The 15,192-nt window shown below is 35.8% G+C and carries 14 protein-coding genes and 1 riboswitch; of the genes, 4 read left to right on the top strand and 10 right to left on the bottom strand.

What is annotated here, in order from left to right; translation table 11 throughout:
* Positions 1–30: 30 nt before the first annotated feature.
* A riboswitch (M-box (ykoK) riboswitch) is annotated at positions 31–199 on the bottom strand.
* Between the two features lie 255 nt (positions 200–454).
* Positions 455–964, top strand: coding sequence for a DUF4303 domain-containing protein (locus tag V192_RS0114650; protein ID WP_025872989.1), 510 nt, complete (start codon positions 455–457; stop codon positions 962–964).
* Between the two features lie 97 nt (positions 965–1,061).
* Here V192_RS0114650 and V192_RS0114655 read toward each other — a convergent pair whose 3' ends face one another.
* Positions 1,062–1,562 carry a DUF4809 family protein gene (locus tag V192_RS0114655; protein WP_025872991.1) on the bottom strand — a complete coding sequence of 167 codons (501 nt, stop codon included), beginning with the start codon at positions 1,560–1,562 and terminating at the stop codon, positions 1,062–1,064.
* Positions 1,563–1,787: 225 nt separating this feature from the next.
* On the opposite strand from V192_RS0114655, the gene V192_RS0114660 reads away from it, so the two are divergent.
* Positions 1,788–2,639 (top strand): YusW family protein, encoded by an 852-nt coding sequence (locus tag V192_RS0114660; protein WP_025872992.1) that lies wholly within the window; start codon positions 1,788–1,790, stop codon positions 2,637–2,639.
* A gap of 264 nt (positions 2,640–2,903) precedes the next feature.
* On the opposite strand, the gene V192_RS0114665 is transcribed toward V192_RS0114660, so the two are convergent.
* From V192_RS0114665 to V192_RS0114675, 3 genes are all read right to left on the bottom strand, one after another.
* On the bottom strand, positions 2,904–3,947 hold the full coding sequence (locus tag V192_RS0114665; RefSeq protein WP_025872994.1) for a WxLIP family cell surface protein: 1,044 nt from the start codon (positions 3,945–3,947) through the stop codon (positions 2,904–2,906).
* Between the two features lie 123 nt (positions 3,948–4,070).
* Positions 4,071–4,673 carry a WxL domain-containing protein gene (locus V192_RS0114670; RefSeq protein WP_025872995.1) on the bottom strand — a complete coding sequence of 201 codons (603 nt, stop codon included), beginning with the start codon at positions 4,671–4,673 and terminating at the stop codon, positions 4,071–4,073.
* Between the two features lie 33 nt (positions 4,674–4,706).
* Positions 4,707–6,905: an adhesive domain-containing protein gene (locus tag V192_RS0114675; protein ID WP_025872998.1), complete on the bottom strand. Its 2,199-nt coding sequence runs from the start codon at positions 6,903–6,905 to the stop codon at positions 4,707–4,709.
* A 527-nt stretch (positions 6,906–7,432) separates the two neighbouring features.
* Between V192_RS0114675 and V192_RS0114680 the strand changes: the two genes are divergently transcribed.
* Positions 7,433–7,972, top strand: a complete 540-nt coding sequence (locus tag V192_RS0114680) for a DUF924 family protein (RefSeq protein WP_025873000.1) — start codon at positions 7,433–7,435, stop codon at positions 7,970–7,972.
* Positions 7,973–8,027: 55 nt separating this feature from the next.
* Here the strand turns inward: V192_RS0114680 and V192_RS0114685 are convergent, their stop codons facing one another.
* Complete coding sequence (locus V192_RS0114685) at positions 8,028–8,453, bottom strand: hypothetical protein (protein WP_025873002.1); 426 nt, start codon at positions 8,451–8,453, stop codon at positions 8,028–8,030.
* 447 nt (positions 8,454–8,900) lie between these two features.
* On the opposite strand from V192_RS0114685, the gene V192_RS0114690 reads away from it, so the two are divergent.
* Complete coding sequence (locus V192_RS0114690; protein ID WP_025873004.1) at positions 8,901–9,581, top strand: hypothetical protein; 681 nt, start codon at positions 8,901–8,903, stop codon at positions 9,579–9,581.
* Positions 9,582–9,734: 153 nt separating this feature from the next.
* On the opposite strand, the gene V192_RS0114695 is transcribed toward V192_RS0114690, so the two are convergent.
* The 5 genes from V192_RS0114695 to V192_RS0114715 all read right to left on the bottom strand — a co-directional run bounded on the left by V192_RS0114695 (position 9,735) and on the right by V192_RS0114715 (position 15,104).
* Positions 9,735–10,562 carry a carbohydrate ABC transporter permease gene (locus V192_RS0114695; RefSeq protein WP_025873006.1) on the bottom strand — a complete coding sequence of 276 codons (828 nt, stop codon included), beginning with the start codon at positions 10,560–10,562 and terminating at the stop codon, positions 9,735–9,737.
* A gap of 15 nt (positions 10,563–10,577) precedes the next feature.
* On the bottom strand, positions 10,578–11,477 hold the full coding sequence (locus tag V192_RS0114700; RefSeq protein ID WP_025873008.1) for a carbohydrate ABC transporter permease: 900 nt from the start codon (positions 11,475–11,477) through the stop codon (positions 10,578–10,580).
* A gap of 36 nt (positions 11,478–11,513) precedes the next feature.
* Entirely contained in the window at positions 11,514–12,776 is a 1,263-nt protein-coding gene (locus tag V192_RS0114705) for an ABC transporter substrate-binding protein (protein WP_025873010.1), read from the bottom strand.
* 24 nt (positions 12,777–12,800) lie between these two features.
* The gene (melA, locus tag V192_RS0114710; RefSeq protein ID WP_025873011.1) at positions 12,801–14,111 is read right to left on the bottom strand and encodes an alpha-glucosidase/alpha-galactosidase; all 1,311 of its coding nucleotides are present in this window, start codon (positions 14,109–14,111) and stop codon (positions 12,801–12,803) included.
* A gap of 150 nt (positions 14,112–14,261) precedes the next feature.
* Entirely contained in the window at positions 14,262–15,104 is an 843-nt protein-coding gene (locus V192_RS0114715; protein WP_025873014.1) for an AraC family transcriptional regulator, read from the bottom strand.
* Positions 15,105–15,192: the final 88 nt, after the last annotated feature.

Below are 15,192 nucleotides of genomic sequence, written 5' to 3' on the forward strand. Positions count from 1 at the left end.
TGACACTCGCCATTTATTTTCAACTTACCTTGATCTTCTCTTCGTTGAGTTTTAGCACTATATAACGTAAAAAGCATTGCCTTTAGCTACTTTGAAAAACGCCTTAATTCGACGAATTTTGTCCTACCCGTACCTGTCTTTCGACATTTCTGAGCAGTAGCCTGTGTTTATATAGGAGCCTCACCTAACAAGTATTTAATTCATTTTAAACTATAAGCGTATCCAATCACAAAGTCAAATTAAATTTTATCGAAACAATCTGCTTTTATAACGATGTAAACTACTTTGCGTTTAGCACTGTTGAGGAAACAGTATATAATAACATGACTTTTAAAACAAAAAAATCTTTATAGTTTCTTAAAACATCTATATTCTGTTAATTGTCATGTTTAGATAGACATTCCTAGCATTATCTGTTTCAATGTTTAAAAGACAACATAACTGGAGGCCACTCATGGAACATTTTTTAGAAAAACAACAAGCTTTCTTTTTCAACTTTTTAACGGATAGTATTGATAACTTTTTATTGGAGCAAACCGATGAAACCTTCTATGCCTTTGCTCTAGACTGTAGTATTTATGAAGAAGGCGAAATAAACCTTTGCATCAACTCTGTCGATCTTTGGCAAGAAACAGCGAGTTATTATACAAATAAAGGCTCTAACAAATCCCAACTAACAGAAATGAAATATAATGCTCGTGACTGGGATGAAAATCAACGGATTGCTTCCCTTCATTTATTTGATGATTGGGTGGAAGATGAGCATGATATCGAGACTATCCTTGAATGGCTTTGCCAGCAAATGATCCTCTTCTCTGAAAGTGAAACATTTGAACGAATCAAAAAAGCAGAGGACTTTAAGTTGCTCGTTTATGATCATAACGAAAGCATTTTTGATTCACAAGAACGGTTTGAAAAACTATCTACCTCAGACTATTTTCAAATAAGCGAAGAAGAAAAATGAGCCTTATGAATTTTGACACTCGTATGAAATAAATCATTTTTGCTTTTGAAAGGCGTCAAAATAAAAGGAATTTCCAAAGCCTCCAACGCTTAACACGTTAGCGTTTACAATTTAATCTGATTAGTTGTTGCTTTTGCTTCCACCATTTATCCGTATCTAAGGTGTGAAACAAAAGTAACTTTTTTGTCCCACACCTTTTTTTAAATTTAAAACTAAATGCTAATTCTTCTAACTTAAAAAGAGTAACTAATAGTTCATTCACTTTTTCTACTAATTTATTTTGGTCCATGAACTGATCTTTTGTTTCTATTTTTACTGTATCATTTGAATATGTTAAAAAATCATATTCTTCTTTAAGTGTGACTTGATAATTTTCTTTTTTGTATAAAGTGTAATCATCAATAACATCCATCTTATATGCTCGTTTATAACCATTTTTTAACACAATCGCCGTTATCAAAGAATTGACGGTCAGTGTTTCTAGTGGGATTAGTTGATCCTCGATCGTCAATGTATAATTTTCATCCTCAATAATTCCGCAAGCATTGCAGCCTCCATCTAGCAAGTTAACTGTTTTCGTGATTGTCGCTTTTTTCATTGCTAACAGATCCTTTCTGAAACGTCCTTCATTTCTCCTCTTAATTATACCAAAAGCTACACCTTATAAAAAATAGTTTTTTTAAATACAAAAAAATCGAATTATTAATATATTTTAAACATTATGAGAAATCACTCATATATATTTACTTTATATTTGCTTTGGATAATAATATAAGCAAGCTATTGTTTATAAAACAGTAGTAAAAAAGAGGAGGTATTTTTTATGAAATTTTTTAAAGGTATGATGGTTGCAGGTTTAGCAATCAGTTTATGTTCTGCTAGTTTGTCAGCGGTGGCAAGCCCAGCAGACGCAGCAACAGTCGTGGAATCAAATTACAATAAGACTATCACTTTATTCAATAAAGCAGATATCTTAGAGTACACAGGGTTATCATTAACTAGTTCAAATGTATCATCTGTTTACAACGAATTAGTTAAAGCAAGTACATGGGAAGCGGCTGGTTATAGTTCATCAGAAGCAACTGTGATTGCAAGAGATTTCGGTAGAAACTACTACAAATCAGTAAACTTGTTACAAAAAATGACGTATCAAAAAGATTTACACCTTAAAGTTATCTTGATTACAAAAGGATATGTAAAAGCAGAATTTGGTTTACAATCATACTATGTACCAGAAACTGAAGTACCAGAAACTGAAGTACCAGAAATCGATGTTCCGGAAGTTGATGTACCGGAAGTTGACGTTCCTGAAGTTGAGGTTCCTGAAACTGAAACACCAGAAGTTGAAGTTCCTGCTGCAAAATCTGATTTGAAAAAATTAGAAATCCAAGTAACATACAAAACTGGTCAACAAATCCAATTACAATATCAAGTAAATTCTAATGGAACTGTTAAAGCACAATACCAAGACAAATCAAACAAAGTTCAATTACAAGGTAGCGCTGCTGAAACTAAAATCGAAGGAATCATCGCTGGCTTAGATTTAAAAAATGGTAGCGAAAAAACAATCACTTCACACATTTTAAACAAATTAGGCCGTGGCACAAGCTACAAACAATTCCAATACCAAGGTCAATTTAACGATAATACACAAGTTAAATTCAAACTAAAATAAGCAGTAAAATCATCAATCATCATAAATAATAGGTGCTTAGCACATAAGCCCTAAAGAAAAATCCAGATACCAATCAAGTTGATCGGCATCTGGATTATTTTTTTTACAAAATAAGAACGCCTTTAGCTAAAATTACTGTAAAACACTGCCAGACATGAGCTGATGCAGAACAGTACCTACTTGCTCACAAAAATTTGTAGAGTACCAAGTAGGAATCGTTCAACATCGAAATTAAAAATTCCGTGTTTCTTATCTTCTTATTATTTATTCAACTTTTTTTCTTTTTCGCCATAAAATATACGTTTGAATCAGTACCAGTAACGCTAATAAAATAACCACTAAAATCAGCCACAAAGGAACCTTACTTTCAACCTTAGCTGTCTTATTTTCTTCATTGATCTGCTTGGCTTGCTCCCTTGTAATGTCAAACTCATTTTCAAATGCCCATTCTTTGCCAGCTTGACTGATTTGGGTTTTACTAATATATTTCCCCGGTTGTAATTGCCTTTTGATCGGTACAGGAAAGTTCATCACTGAGTCAGGTGCCATTTCCAATGCGTCTTTTTCTAACTTGATTAAAGGCGTCTTTTCTCCTTTTTTTTGGATCGTAATCTTTACATCCATTTTCTTTGAAATCGCAGCATTTTTATTGCGGATCGAATGAATGACAGACAGCTTCTTTCCTTGTTTAGATTTAGCTACTTTTACTGAATCCATTTCATAATCCGGTAAGATCGATTCATCTGTCTCATTCAAAACAACACCGACAACATAATGAAATCGTTGCTGAATCGTCACATCTTTCTTTTTCTCTTGGCTTTCAGGTGCATTTTTGGTAAAACGCAGTCCACCTACAATCACACCATCATATCTTTCTTTTGGCATTTCCAAGTGAAATCGGGCAATTTTAGTTTCATACGGCTGTAAAGAAATATTCGTCTCTAAAACCTTGACCAAAGACTCAAAAGGATAGTCTAAGGTCTTATCCTTGATTCCTTTTAACGTGTAATCGATCATTCCTTCTTCTGTGGTCGTAGCATTTATTGCATTAACTGAAACAGAGATCGGCGCATCTTCCGGATTAACTAACTTCACTTGAAGTTCTTGCTCCTCTTGCTGCTGCATTTTCAAATCAAAATATGATTTATTTAGATCGACTTGGTTCTGTGGAATAATTGCTTGTACATAAAAACTATTCGTTTCAGCCTCTTGTGCTAAAACAGTCTCCACTTTCAATAAACAAAAGAAAAAAATAAGTCCGACAAAGCATAATATCTGATAAATAGTTAACCTAAAACAACCTTTCACTTGAATCACTCCTTTGATAGAATCAGAAAAAAGAAGCTGCGAAAGAGCTTATTTCCGAAAGAGTTGCTTTTTCTCGGAGTTAGACGCTTCTATCTCAGCCTCTCTTTCCATCATATATTGCTTTTATGGGGCATCAGCCAAAGTCCAGTCAATCGTTGAGGTGTGCTTACCAAGCGTTGCCATTGCTGCTGGCACATTTAGCGTCACCCCTGCATTTTCAGTATCCGGCCAAGTAAATGTCCACGTTCCAGCTCCTGCACCTGTTGCCGCACTTGCAAATGGTGTTGCTGTTGAAGCACCACTTGTTAATTTAACCGCATTTACAGGTGTAGGTGCATCTGCATCACTATTTGTTACCGCTTGGGTATTTTTAAAATTCAAACTGGCATTTGGTAACGATGCTGCCGCTGCACTATCTTTAAACCCATTTAATTTGCCACTAAGTTTCCAACCTGCATTTGTTCCTCGAGCATCTGAAACGACAACCTTGATTGCATCTGGATTTGTTGGGATGTATGCCGCATCATTGACCGAAATCGTTTGTGATGCGTAACTGATTGTTGAAACAGCCTCTAAAGTCAAAGCACCTGGGGTAAACGTAACATCTACATCAGTGGCTTTATTGATATCGGCGGCACTTGCTGCTTGTCCGACAAATAATGTACCAAACACAACTGACAATAATAGAACTTTTGAACTAGTAGTAATGAACGTTGAACTTTTCATTTTATACACCCTTTCTTTATTGGTAAATCTATTTTATTTGGTACCAACAGAAACAATGATTCTACCACTTGCAGCTGTTTCAGTACCAAGTGTTGCCGTTGTATTAAAGGTGATCGAAGTCCCTGCTTGTAATTGACGACCAGAAATATCTAGTACAAAACTTCCGTCTGTATTAACCACAACTTCTTCATAAACATTTCCCGGAAACCTTGCTCTAACTTTAAATTGAGTACCTTCCGGAGCGTTTGTAAGTTTAACTGTTCCCTTGATCACTGTGTCTCCCACAAAGATAGGAGTAACCACTGGTGTTGGAACAACATATCCTTCTAAAGATGGTACTTTGCCAACCGCAAAAACCACGCTTTCACTGACTTTTCCTTTGAAAGACTGAGGATGTTCTGCAATTGTTACTAATCGTAGCGGATTGCCTTCTTTTAAATTTTTATCTGCTGTACTAATCTCAAATGTCCCGTCCTCTTCAATTGCGACTCTTCTCAATGAACCATCTGGAAATTGAACTTCCACAAATAATTTAGTCCCAATTGGAACATCGCTTGCCTCAACTCTTCCTGTGATGACCTTACTTCCTTCGTTGACAGTTTTAAATTGTGGCTTAGGAACTTGATAATTTTTCAAAGGATCTATGAGTACTCGTTTAGTTTCTGGTTCGCTAGCCTTTGTTCGTTCACCATCGCTTGCTTCAATCACTACTTTTAATTGATCATTCCCTTGTGGTTGATATTTACCAAACGGAAGCGTAAAGCGACCATCTTCATTGAGCAGTGCAGTTAAGCTGGTGCCATCAGGTAAGTCTAGCTTGGCTGTAAACGTGATCCCTTTTGGAATTGGCTGAGTTAGAGCGACACTCCCCTTCAGATTTGGCATCCCTTCTAAAATGTCACCAATGACAGGCTTCGCAACAACGTAGTGAACAAAAGGATCTGCTATCACTTGTTTTATTGTAGGATCACTGACCTTGGAATAATTCTCTACACGAGCTTCAATCACTACTTTTAGTTGATCATTCCCTTGAGGCTGGTAATCACCAAAAGGAATGCTAAAAGAGCCGTCTTCATTGACTACACCAGATAGAGTATTCCCAGTTGGCAGTTCAACTTTTGCTTCAAATGTCGCACCTGTCGGGATCGGCTGTACCAGAGCTACATTTCCTTTAAGGCCTGTCATACCTTCAACAATATCGTCCACAACTGGACTTGTAACTGGATAGTTTGCTAACGGATCTTCTGCTACTTGATCAAAATAAAGATTGATTGAATCCCCATTTGCATGGATCGTATTTAAAATTTCTAAATCGATGACTGGGTTATTAACAGCCATTGCTGTTACCTTAGCTTTTTCAGCCGTTACATCAGAAACTTTAGTAGAAAAATCAAAATTGACAGCACCTAGTACATTCGCTTGTAATGCATCTGTCAATACATCAGACGTACCATTCGCAATTTTACCTACTAGATCCAACAAACCATTCACAGCTGGTTTTAGTAAATCAAGAACCGGATTTAAAATCGCTAAAATTCCAGTAAATTTTAAGCCATTAACGGCTTCTTTCAACGGATTAAACAGATTCGCATACGTTGTACGGACGTATTGTCCTAAGCCATCTGTGAAATCGACCATTACATACTTGCCATCTGGTGATAATTTTCCCTCAACCGAAGCTTGATAACTCCCTAAATCCTGAAGTGAATTAAGTCCTTCAAACGCTTTTTCTAAGGAATCAAGTTGTAATCCTAACGGTTTTGCCAAACCCAATAGCCTAGTCACCAAACCACCTACTTTTAAAACCAAATCTTTCACGCCTGGAACATCCCCTGGCACAATTGGAAGTAGTTTAGCGCTTGCATTGATCAAAATGGGTCCCTCAATCTTGCCGCGTAACTCTTCTGGAATTGCAAATACAATAACTTTTGGCGATGCTAACCCTACATCAGCAACACCAGTACCTTTGAAGGTTAGATTTAAATCATATGTAGAATCGGCGTTTTTTTCTAATTGGACACCATCATTGATGATCGTTCCATTATTTGAAGAAAGTTGTGTCCCCTTTAAAATACTGATATCTGCTAAATCGGCTGGATTTGTTCCCTCTGCCGCCTCTACCCTATACTGATTCCTATTCCCAAAAACAACGAGCGAACTAGGTGTTATAGCCGTTGCTAGTAAAACCATTGCCCCCACTAACGTAATCGACGTGCGATAATTCTTTTTCATGATTGCCTCCTTCATTTTAAAAGCATAACAAAGCTTATGCTTTGCTTCGTATAACTAGGTAACATAAAGACTGAATAGCTAGTTCAGTCTTTAAACTTATTTATCTGTTTATTTCTAGGTCGACCCATACAGACAATTAAGTAATACATGATTGCATTGTAAAGAATACTATCTAAATAATTTTATTTCAAACAATTGGATTGTATTTTTTACTAAAAAATGCTTTTAGAGAATTAAAATCACACGACTCCTCTCTTTGCACAAAAGCTAATTTAGAAAGCCCGTTTTTTTATAAAAAATCAAGCATCACTCTATTACATTTTGTTTTGATATGCCTGTATTTCTTCCACACAAACAAACTAAAATCAGTAACAATCGCTTTATTTATAAACAGTAAACGCTGCTTTTAAGGCAAATAAAATAACACTTATTTTCTAAAAAAGTTTCCAATCTGTATTTCCCCACCAAAGCAATGCCTGTGATAGAATTAAGCTAAGATGAATTACTTATAAATTGGAGGTCAGACAATGAACTATCAAGAAATACTAGCATTTTGGTTTGAGGAAACTGAAGCCAGTCAGTGGTTTAAAAAGGATTTAGCTTTTGATGATCTTATCAAGGAGAGGTTTTCAACCGTCCATAAGCAAGTGGCTCAAGGAGAGACATTCGCTTGGCGAAAAAGCATTGACGGACGTTTAGCTGAAATTATTGTCTTAGATCAGTTTTCACGGAATTTATTTAGAGGTCAGGTACAATCTTTTGCATACGACGGCATGGCTTTAGTTTTAGCACAAGAGGCGATCGCAACCGGGGAAATAGCACTTTTAACTACTGAACAACGAGCATTTATATATATGCCATTGATGCACTCTGAATCCTTAGTGATTCATGATGAAGCATTAAAATATTTTGCAGAAAAAGGACTAGAACACAATCTTGCCTTTGAAATAAAGCATCGCGATATTTTAGTGCGTTTTGGTCGCTATCCACATCGGAATGACATTTTAGGTAGACAATCAACAGTGGAAGAAATTGCTTTTTTAAAAGAACCTGGTTCTTCGTTTTAATGGATAAAAGAGGCAGATTGGGACACAACTCTTTTGTTCCAATCTTCCTCTTTTATTATGTCCAATCAAAGTAATAATGTTTCTTAAGCTTAAGATTTTTTGTGTTTTTTTCAATACTTTTCGGACGGTCATCTTCAGTAAATATCTCTAATTCCATTGTTTTTAAATGAATAAAATAGTAGAGCTGATGCTCTTCTTCGAACAGTAAGGCATATTCTTTATCAAAATCTAAGCGATCAAAAAAACCTTGAACGAAGACTTGTTCATGCTCTTGCTCAATAATTAAACTATCTTTCTTAGCAGAGGTTCTTGAAAGAGTGACACCATCTGCCAGCACTATCGTATGTCCAGTACTTGTTGCTCCATTTTCGATATTATTTTTTGGAAAAAGTAGTTGATACGTTTCGCTACGAAAAAAAACTATAGCTAAGCCAATTATCAAAACCAACACAATTGTAGTCCCCACTGCTCTTTTTATCATTAGATGAACAACCTCTTTCTTTGATTTTTAGCCTATCATATAAAAAATAGTCCAGTCAATATGAAAAAAAATTAGCTTATAAATACTTAATCAGATTTTAGAACTACTCAGATAAATCCATTACTTTTATTTGAAAGTTATTTTATTTAGATCATTCTGACTCTAAATCATTCACTTAACAAGCCATCTATTTAAAAATATCAATTGTAATCTTACTAATTGATAGTCAAGCATCTTACATATATATACAAATAATTCATAAAACAAGTATCATTACTAAATACAATCAACTCAGTGATTCCTCCTCATTCATCCCACCATTGTTATTAATACTATTCAAATAATAAATCCTTGTCCCTTTAAGTAAAAAAACTCTTGACTACACTATAAATAAACCCTATTATTTATAAGAAATTCAAATAATAAAGACAGAAAGAAGATAAAATTTTGAGAAAAAAATTAAATAATAAACCATTCTTAGCGCTGGCGATCCTTTTATTGATCGGTACAGTTACGCTTTTTGGTTTAAAATCAGTTGCAGATAAAGTTATCTTGTGGGGCGGTGAGGAAAATGTTGAAAAAATCAACAATAACCTTGACCAATTAGACACTATGCTAAGCTCAAAAGAAAAAAAGATTACTGAACTGGAAACACAACTCAATCAAAGAAGTACTCAACTGAGTCAAAATGAGGTTGAGCTAATAAGCTTAAAAAGCCAGGTAACGACTCTAACAAATGAAAAAAATCAAACACAAGGAACAATCAACTCACTGCAATCCCAGTTAACTAATAAAAACGGTGAAATCCAACAAAAAATTGTCGAATTGCAACAAAAAGACAGCCAGATTCAGCAAAAAATAGAAGAAGGAAAACAAAAAGAGGCAGTCAAACAATTAGAAGTTGATGCAAAAAACAAAGAAATCACAACATTGAACCAAAAAATCAGTGAGATAGCTAACGAGAAAAATACGCTTCAAGCCCAATACGAGGATTCTCAGCGTAAATTAGTCGATGCAACCACTCAAATCACTAGCCTACAAGATTATGTAAAAAAATTAGAAAAAGCCAAAAATGACACTGCTTCAGTGACCGCTAAATCAGATAAAATCATTGACCAACACAAATAAGCAAAAAGTTAGGCTTAAATTGTGATGCCTCGCTAGAATGTTGGTGGACACGGAAGTTAATGTGTTCGATCTATTCTCATGCTTTAGTCAACTATAAGGTGTCTAAGACACAACTCATAGCGTTGTCCTAGACACCTTATTGATTCAAAAATGCTACAACTTACCGCCAGAAGTAGCGATTCCTTCGATAAATTTCTTCTGAAATATCACAAACAAGAGCAACATAGGCCAAATAGCAAGCAATGATCCTGCCATCAACTGTGGATAATTCGTGGTGTATTGTCCTTGCAGATTCGCTAAACCAGAAGATAAGGTCATCTTATCTAAGGACATATTTACAATCAGCGGCCACATTAAATCCTTAAAGGCAAATAATGCCGTAAAAATTGCAAGAGCCACTAATCCTGATTTTGCGAGCGGCAGCATCACTTTAAAGAAAGTCTGCCAAACATTACAACCATCTAACTTTGCCGCTTCCTCCAGTTCATCAGGCAATCCTAAGAAAAATTGTCGTAATAAAAACGTCCCAAAAGCACTCACAATGCCCGGCAATACCAATGCTGGAATAGAATTTAACAGCCCCATCTTTTGAACGAGTAGATATTGAGGAATAATGAAAATCTGTGTTGGGATCATCATCTGCATCAAGACTAAACCAAAGAACAAATTTCGCCCTGGAAAATGCAATCTGGCACAAGCATAAGCTGCCATAGCACTAAATAAAACAGAACCTATCACTCGAAAAACAATCATCAATGCCGTGTTGAAATAAAATTGAACAAATGGCAATTTCTCCAAAACAACCGTAAAATTATGCCATTGAAAATTCTCTGGAAAAATACTAGGAGGAATTTTAACAGATTCAGCCAGTGTCTTCCCAGAAGTTACGATCATCCATAAAAATGGCAACACCATTACACAAGCCCCTATAATCAAAAGTAAGTGGATCACCAGCTTGCTTTTCAATTTTTGTGATTTCATCTGTATCCCTCTTTCCTAATAATTGACCCATTTTTTCTGAACTTTGACCTGAAGCACTGTAACGAGCATGATGATCACTAATAAAACCATCACGATTGCCGAACCATAGCCTTTGTCATTCATAATAAACGACTGCTTATAAAACAAATAAACCAGTGATTGCGTTTTGGGCAAGGCTGCATTCGTTTTGTCGATCATCATGAAAATCAAATCAAAAACCTGCAGCGAATTGATGATCGTTGTAACCATCACAAAAAATAATGTTGGTGAAACTAAGGGTAAAGTAATCGAGAAAAATTGCTTGATTGTACCTGCCCCATCAATTTCCGCTGATTCATAATAATCTCTTGGGATTTCTTGTAACCCTGATAAAAGTAGCACCATATTATAGCCCACTGTGCTCCAAATTCCGACTATTGCGATAGCTAAAATAGACGTATGAGGATCTGTCAGCCAGTTAGGCCCTTTTAACCCGATCAATGAAAATAAGTAATTGATGATTCCATAATCGGAATTATATAACCAACGCCAGACCATTGCCACAGCTGCGGGTGTAGCTACTACTGGTAAAAAATAAAGCGTTCGGTAAAAAGAAATCCCTTTGACTTTTTGGTTCATCAAGACCGCAGCTAATAACGACAAAACAATGATGAACGGCACCGCAATCAGTGTATAAACTAGTGTGTTGATGACTGCTTGAATGACTTCTGGATCAGCAATCAACTTTTTATAATTCTCCAAGCCTGCCCAAATTGTTTTACCAAAACCCGATGATTTTTGAAAGCTTAAAACGAGTGTTTCGATTGCTGGCTTGATATTTAAAATAATTAATCCTAACAAGGTAGGAGCAATCAACATTGCTCCCCATATGACTTCCTCTTTATTATATTTACGCCTGTTTCTCTTTTTTTCCATACTCGTCCCCGCCTTCTCAAACAAGTAATCAAACACTTATTTTAAAATATCATCAACCTCTGTTTGAATCATTTTTGCTACATCTTCGGCTGATTTTTCCCCACTTAACAAATCAGACATTTTTTCTGTTTCCACAGTTTCGACCTTGATGGTTTCATTTGAAAATGGACGAATCACTGCGTAATCAAGCATATCTACATAAGCTTTCACATTGTAATCCTCAGTACTTTTAACCCATTCATCCGCTGTTCCTTTATATGCCGGAATTGCCGCACCTGTTTTAGCAGAGATCAAATTTGCTTCTTTTGAACCTAGATAATCAACAAATTTTAGCGCAGCTTCCTTATGTTTCGTTGTTGCAGCCACTGCATTGCCTAAGCCATTATAAACAGAAGCTCGCTTGGCCCCTTGTGGTAAAACCGTAACATCTGTGTTTTCCTTCATATAGTCATTTTCTTTAAAATCCGCCAACATCCATGAACCGAAAAATCCCATAGCAGAACGCCCTGACTGAATAAAAGAAACAGGTTTATTTTCAGCTAATTGATCAGCGCTTGGCGATACTTTGTATTTATTGATCAAATCTGCATAAAATTGAATGGCTTCAACTGTTTTGCTGTCAGCAAATTCTGATGTTTTATGATTTTCTGACATGATTTTCCCTTCATTTTGAAAAATGAAATTCCAGTATCCTTCATGACCATTGTTAACGGCTGTAAAACCATAAACACCTTTTTCTTCATTGGTCAACTTTTTAGCCGCTTCTAAAAATGTATCCCACGTCCATGACTCATCTGGATAACTTACACCCGCTTCATCAAAGAGTTTTTTATTATACCAAAGCCCAATCGTATCGATATCTTTAGGCAGCGCATATTGTTTGCCATCTAAAGCATAAAGTTCGGAAATATTCTTTGGGAAATTATCTAAACTTGCTTTTTCACTCTTCTTCAACGTCTCTGTTAGGTCCATCAATATTCCATTTGACATATAGCGATAAGACTCATTAGAATGCATCCAGAAAACATCTGGCAAACTTTCACCTGTCGCCGCCGCATCTAATTTTGTCCAATATTGATCCCATGGCGTTACCTCGACATTGACCTTGATAGTAGGATTTTCTTTTTCAAAAGCCGCGGCCATCTCTTTCATCCCTTTTTCCTGATTGGTATCCCAAATTGCATAAGTAATTGTTTGTTTGTCTTCTTTTGAACCATCCTCACCACTCTTATTTCCTCCACAGCCAACAATCAACAAGCCGCTAACAACTAACAAACACGATGCAATGATTTTCTTCATAATAGCTTCTCCTTTTCTTATCGATTAGTGGTATTCTGGTAAATAATCGCCGTGAGCCTCAATTAATTCATCCACCATTGCTTTGATTTCGTCGATCGATAATTCTGAATTTGCATGAGGATCTAATAGCGCTGCTTGATAGATTTTATCTTTTTCCAATGTCATCGCCGCCTCAACAGTTAATTCCTGAACATTGATGTTTGTTCGATTTAAAGCTGCAAGTTGAGTTGGCAAATCACCAACATAGGTTGGCTGCACACCATTTTTATCGACTAAACAAGGAACTTCTACACAAGCATCTTCTGGAAGGTTGGTGATCAATCCTTTATTCAACACATTGCCTGCAATCACAGCTGGATTTCCTGTCGTAATGGCGTCCATAATATAGGAAGCATATTCTCGACTTCGCGTATGTTCCAATGAGCCATTATGGACGATATCATCCCTTTGTTTTTCCCAATCTTCGATTTGCTTCACGCAACGTCTTAAATATTCATCGATAGGAATATTCAATGTTTCAATTAATTCCGGGTAATTTTTTTTGATAAAATAAGGATGATATTCCGCATTATGCTCACTGGACTCGGTCACATAATATCCAAAATGTTTCATCAGCTCAAAACGGACTGCATCATCATGAGGTTCAGTTTTAAGTTTTGCCAAGCGTTTGATTTCTGGATAAAAATCTTTACCTTCTTTTGTAATTTCCAATAACCAAGCCATATGATTGATTCCGGCGATCTTCCACTGGAAATCGTTCAAATCATATTTCTGATCTATTCCTAAATGTTTAAATAATTCTGGTACACAAACTTGCACACTATGACATAAGCCAACTGTTTTGACTTTGGTCGCCTTTAGCATTCCCATCGTTAAAATACACATTGGATTTGTATAATTCAACAGCCAAGCATTAGGACAAACTTCTTCGATCTCTTTAGCAAATTCAAACATGACCGGTAAGGTTCGTAACCCTCTAAAAATCCCACCAATACCAGTTGTATCGGCAATTGTTTGTTTTAACCCATATTTTTTGGGAATTTCAAAATCAATAACAGTACTTGGTTCATATCCGCCCACTTGGATCGCATTGATTACAAAATCAGAATCACGCAACGCTTCTTTACGATCGGTATAAGTCTGAATCGTTGCTCGCCCTGCATTAGAATTTTTGTTGATGGTTTTTAACATCAATTCTGACTCTTTCAAACGCACCTCGTCAATATCATACAACGCAATCACCGAATCTTGTAAACTCGGTGTCAACATGGCATCTCCCAAAACATTCTTAGCAAAAATCGTACTTCCAGCACCAATAAAAGAAATTTTTGTCATGTCTGTTCTCCTCCTCATATTAAAAAATTGAATAGGCACCCACGGTCTTAAGTGAAAAACTGTAGAAATTATTAGCCGTTCAATAAAATCATTATATGTGAAGCGCTTTCATTTATACATAACATTATTTTAGAAAAATAAGGCATTTTTTTAGCTTCTTTGACCAGAAAAATTTGACGGTGAACAACCAAATTGATCTTTAAAAGCCCTTGAAAAGGTTTGACTACTCTTATACCCCACCGCTAAAGCAACTTCTGTAATGGGTAAATCGGTCGTTTCTAATAAAATCGAGGCTTTTTGCAAACGAAATTCCTTTAAATAACCCATTGGTGAACAGCCAATTTCATCCTTGATTACTTGACTTAAATAAGAACTGTTCAAACTCATCGAATGACTGATCTCGCGAATAGAAAGCTCTTCACGATAATAGTTGTTTTTGATATAAAGCAAAAATGATTCACTATATTTTTGTTTTCGACTCTCCAAAATCGATGAATGAACCGTTTTTTCTTGTAATTTGAAGCGTGAAAATAAAGTCAAAAATCGTGCCTGATTCGCTAATTTTTCCCGGTCATCAAACATATTGGAGACGATAATCTGTTCGAATAATTCTTTGATCCCATCGGTTTTTTCAACTTTTCCCACATAATCGGTTAAACCGATCCCGTTACTATAAAGTAGTTCTTTGACCATCGCTCCAGAAAAACCAAACCAGTAATATTCCCAAGGTTCCTCCGCATCAGCTTGATAGAAAGTCATTTCATTTGGTTTTATAATAAAAAAATTCCCCTCACCCAAACGATATTTGATTCCATTAACATCATACGTTCCATGACCAGAAACAATATAATGAACGACATGCTCTTCTCTCATTGTGGGGCCATGATGATGGCTACTTTCACAAAGTTCATGCCCAACATTAAAAAAATAGAAATCACTAAAAAATTGCTCCTTCACAAAAATATCTCTGTATTTTCTCGGTTCTCCTACCATAGCTTTCATCTCCAATTAAGTTGTTCAACTATTTTTCCTGTAGTCATTTCCATTATAGCCCACTCATAAAAAAAATTAATCATTCTTT

It is taken from the genome of Enterococcus crotali (genome assembly GCF_000633635.1).
Lineage (GTDB): Bacteria > Bacillota > Bacilli > Lactobacillales > Enterococcaceae > Enterococcus_L > Enterococcus_L crotali.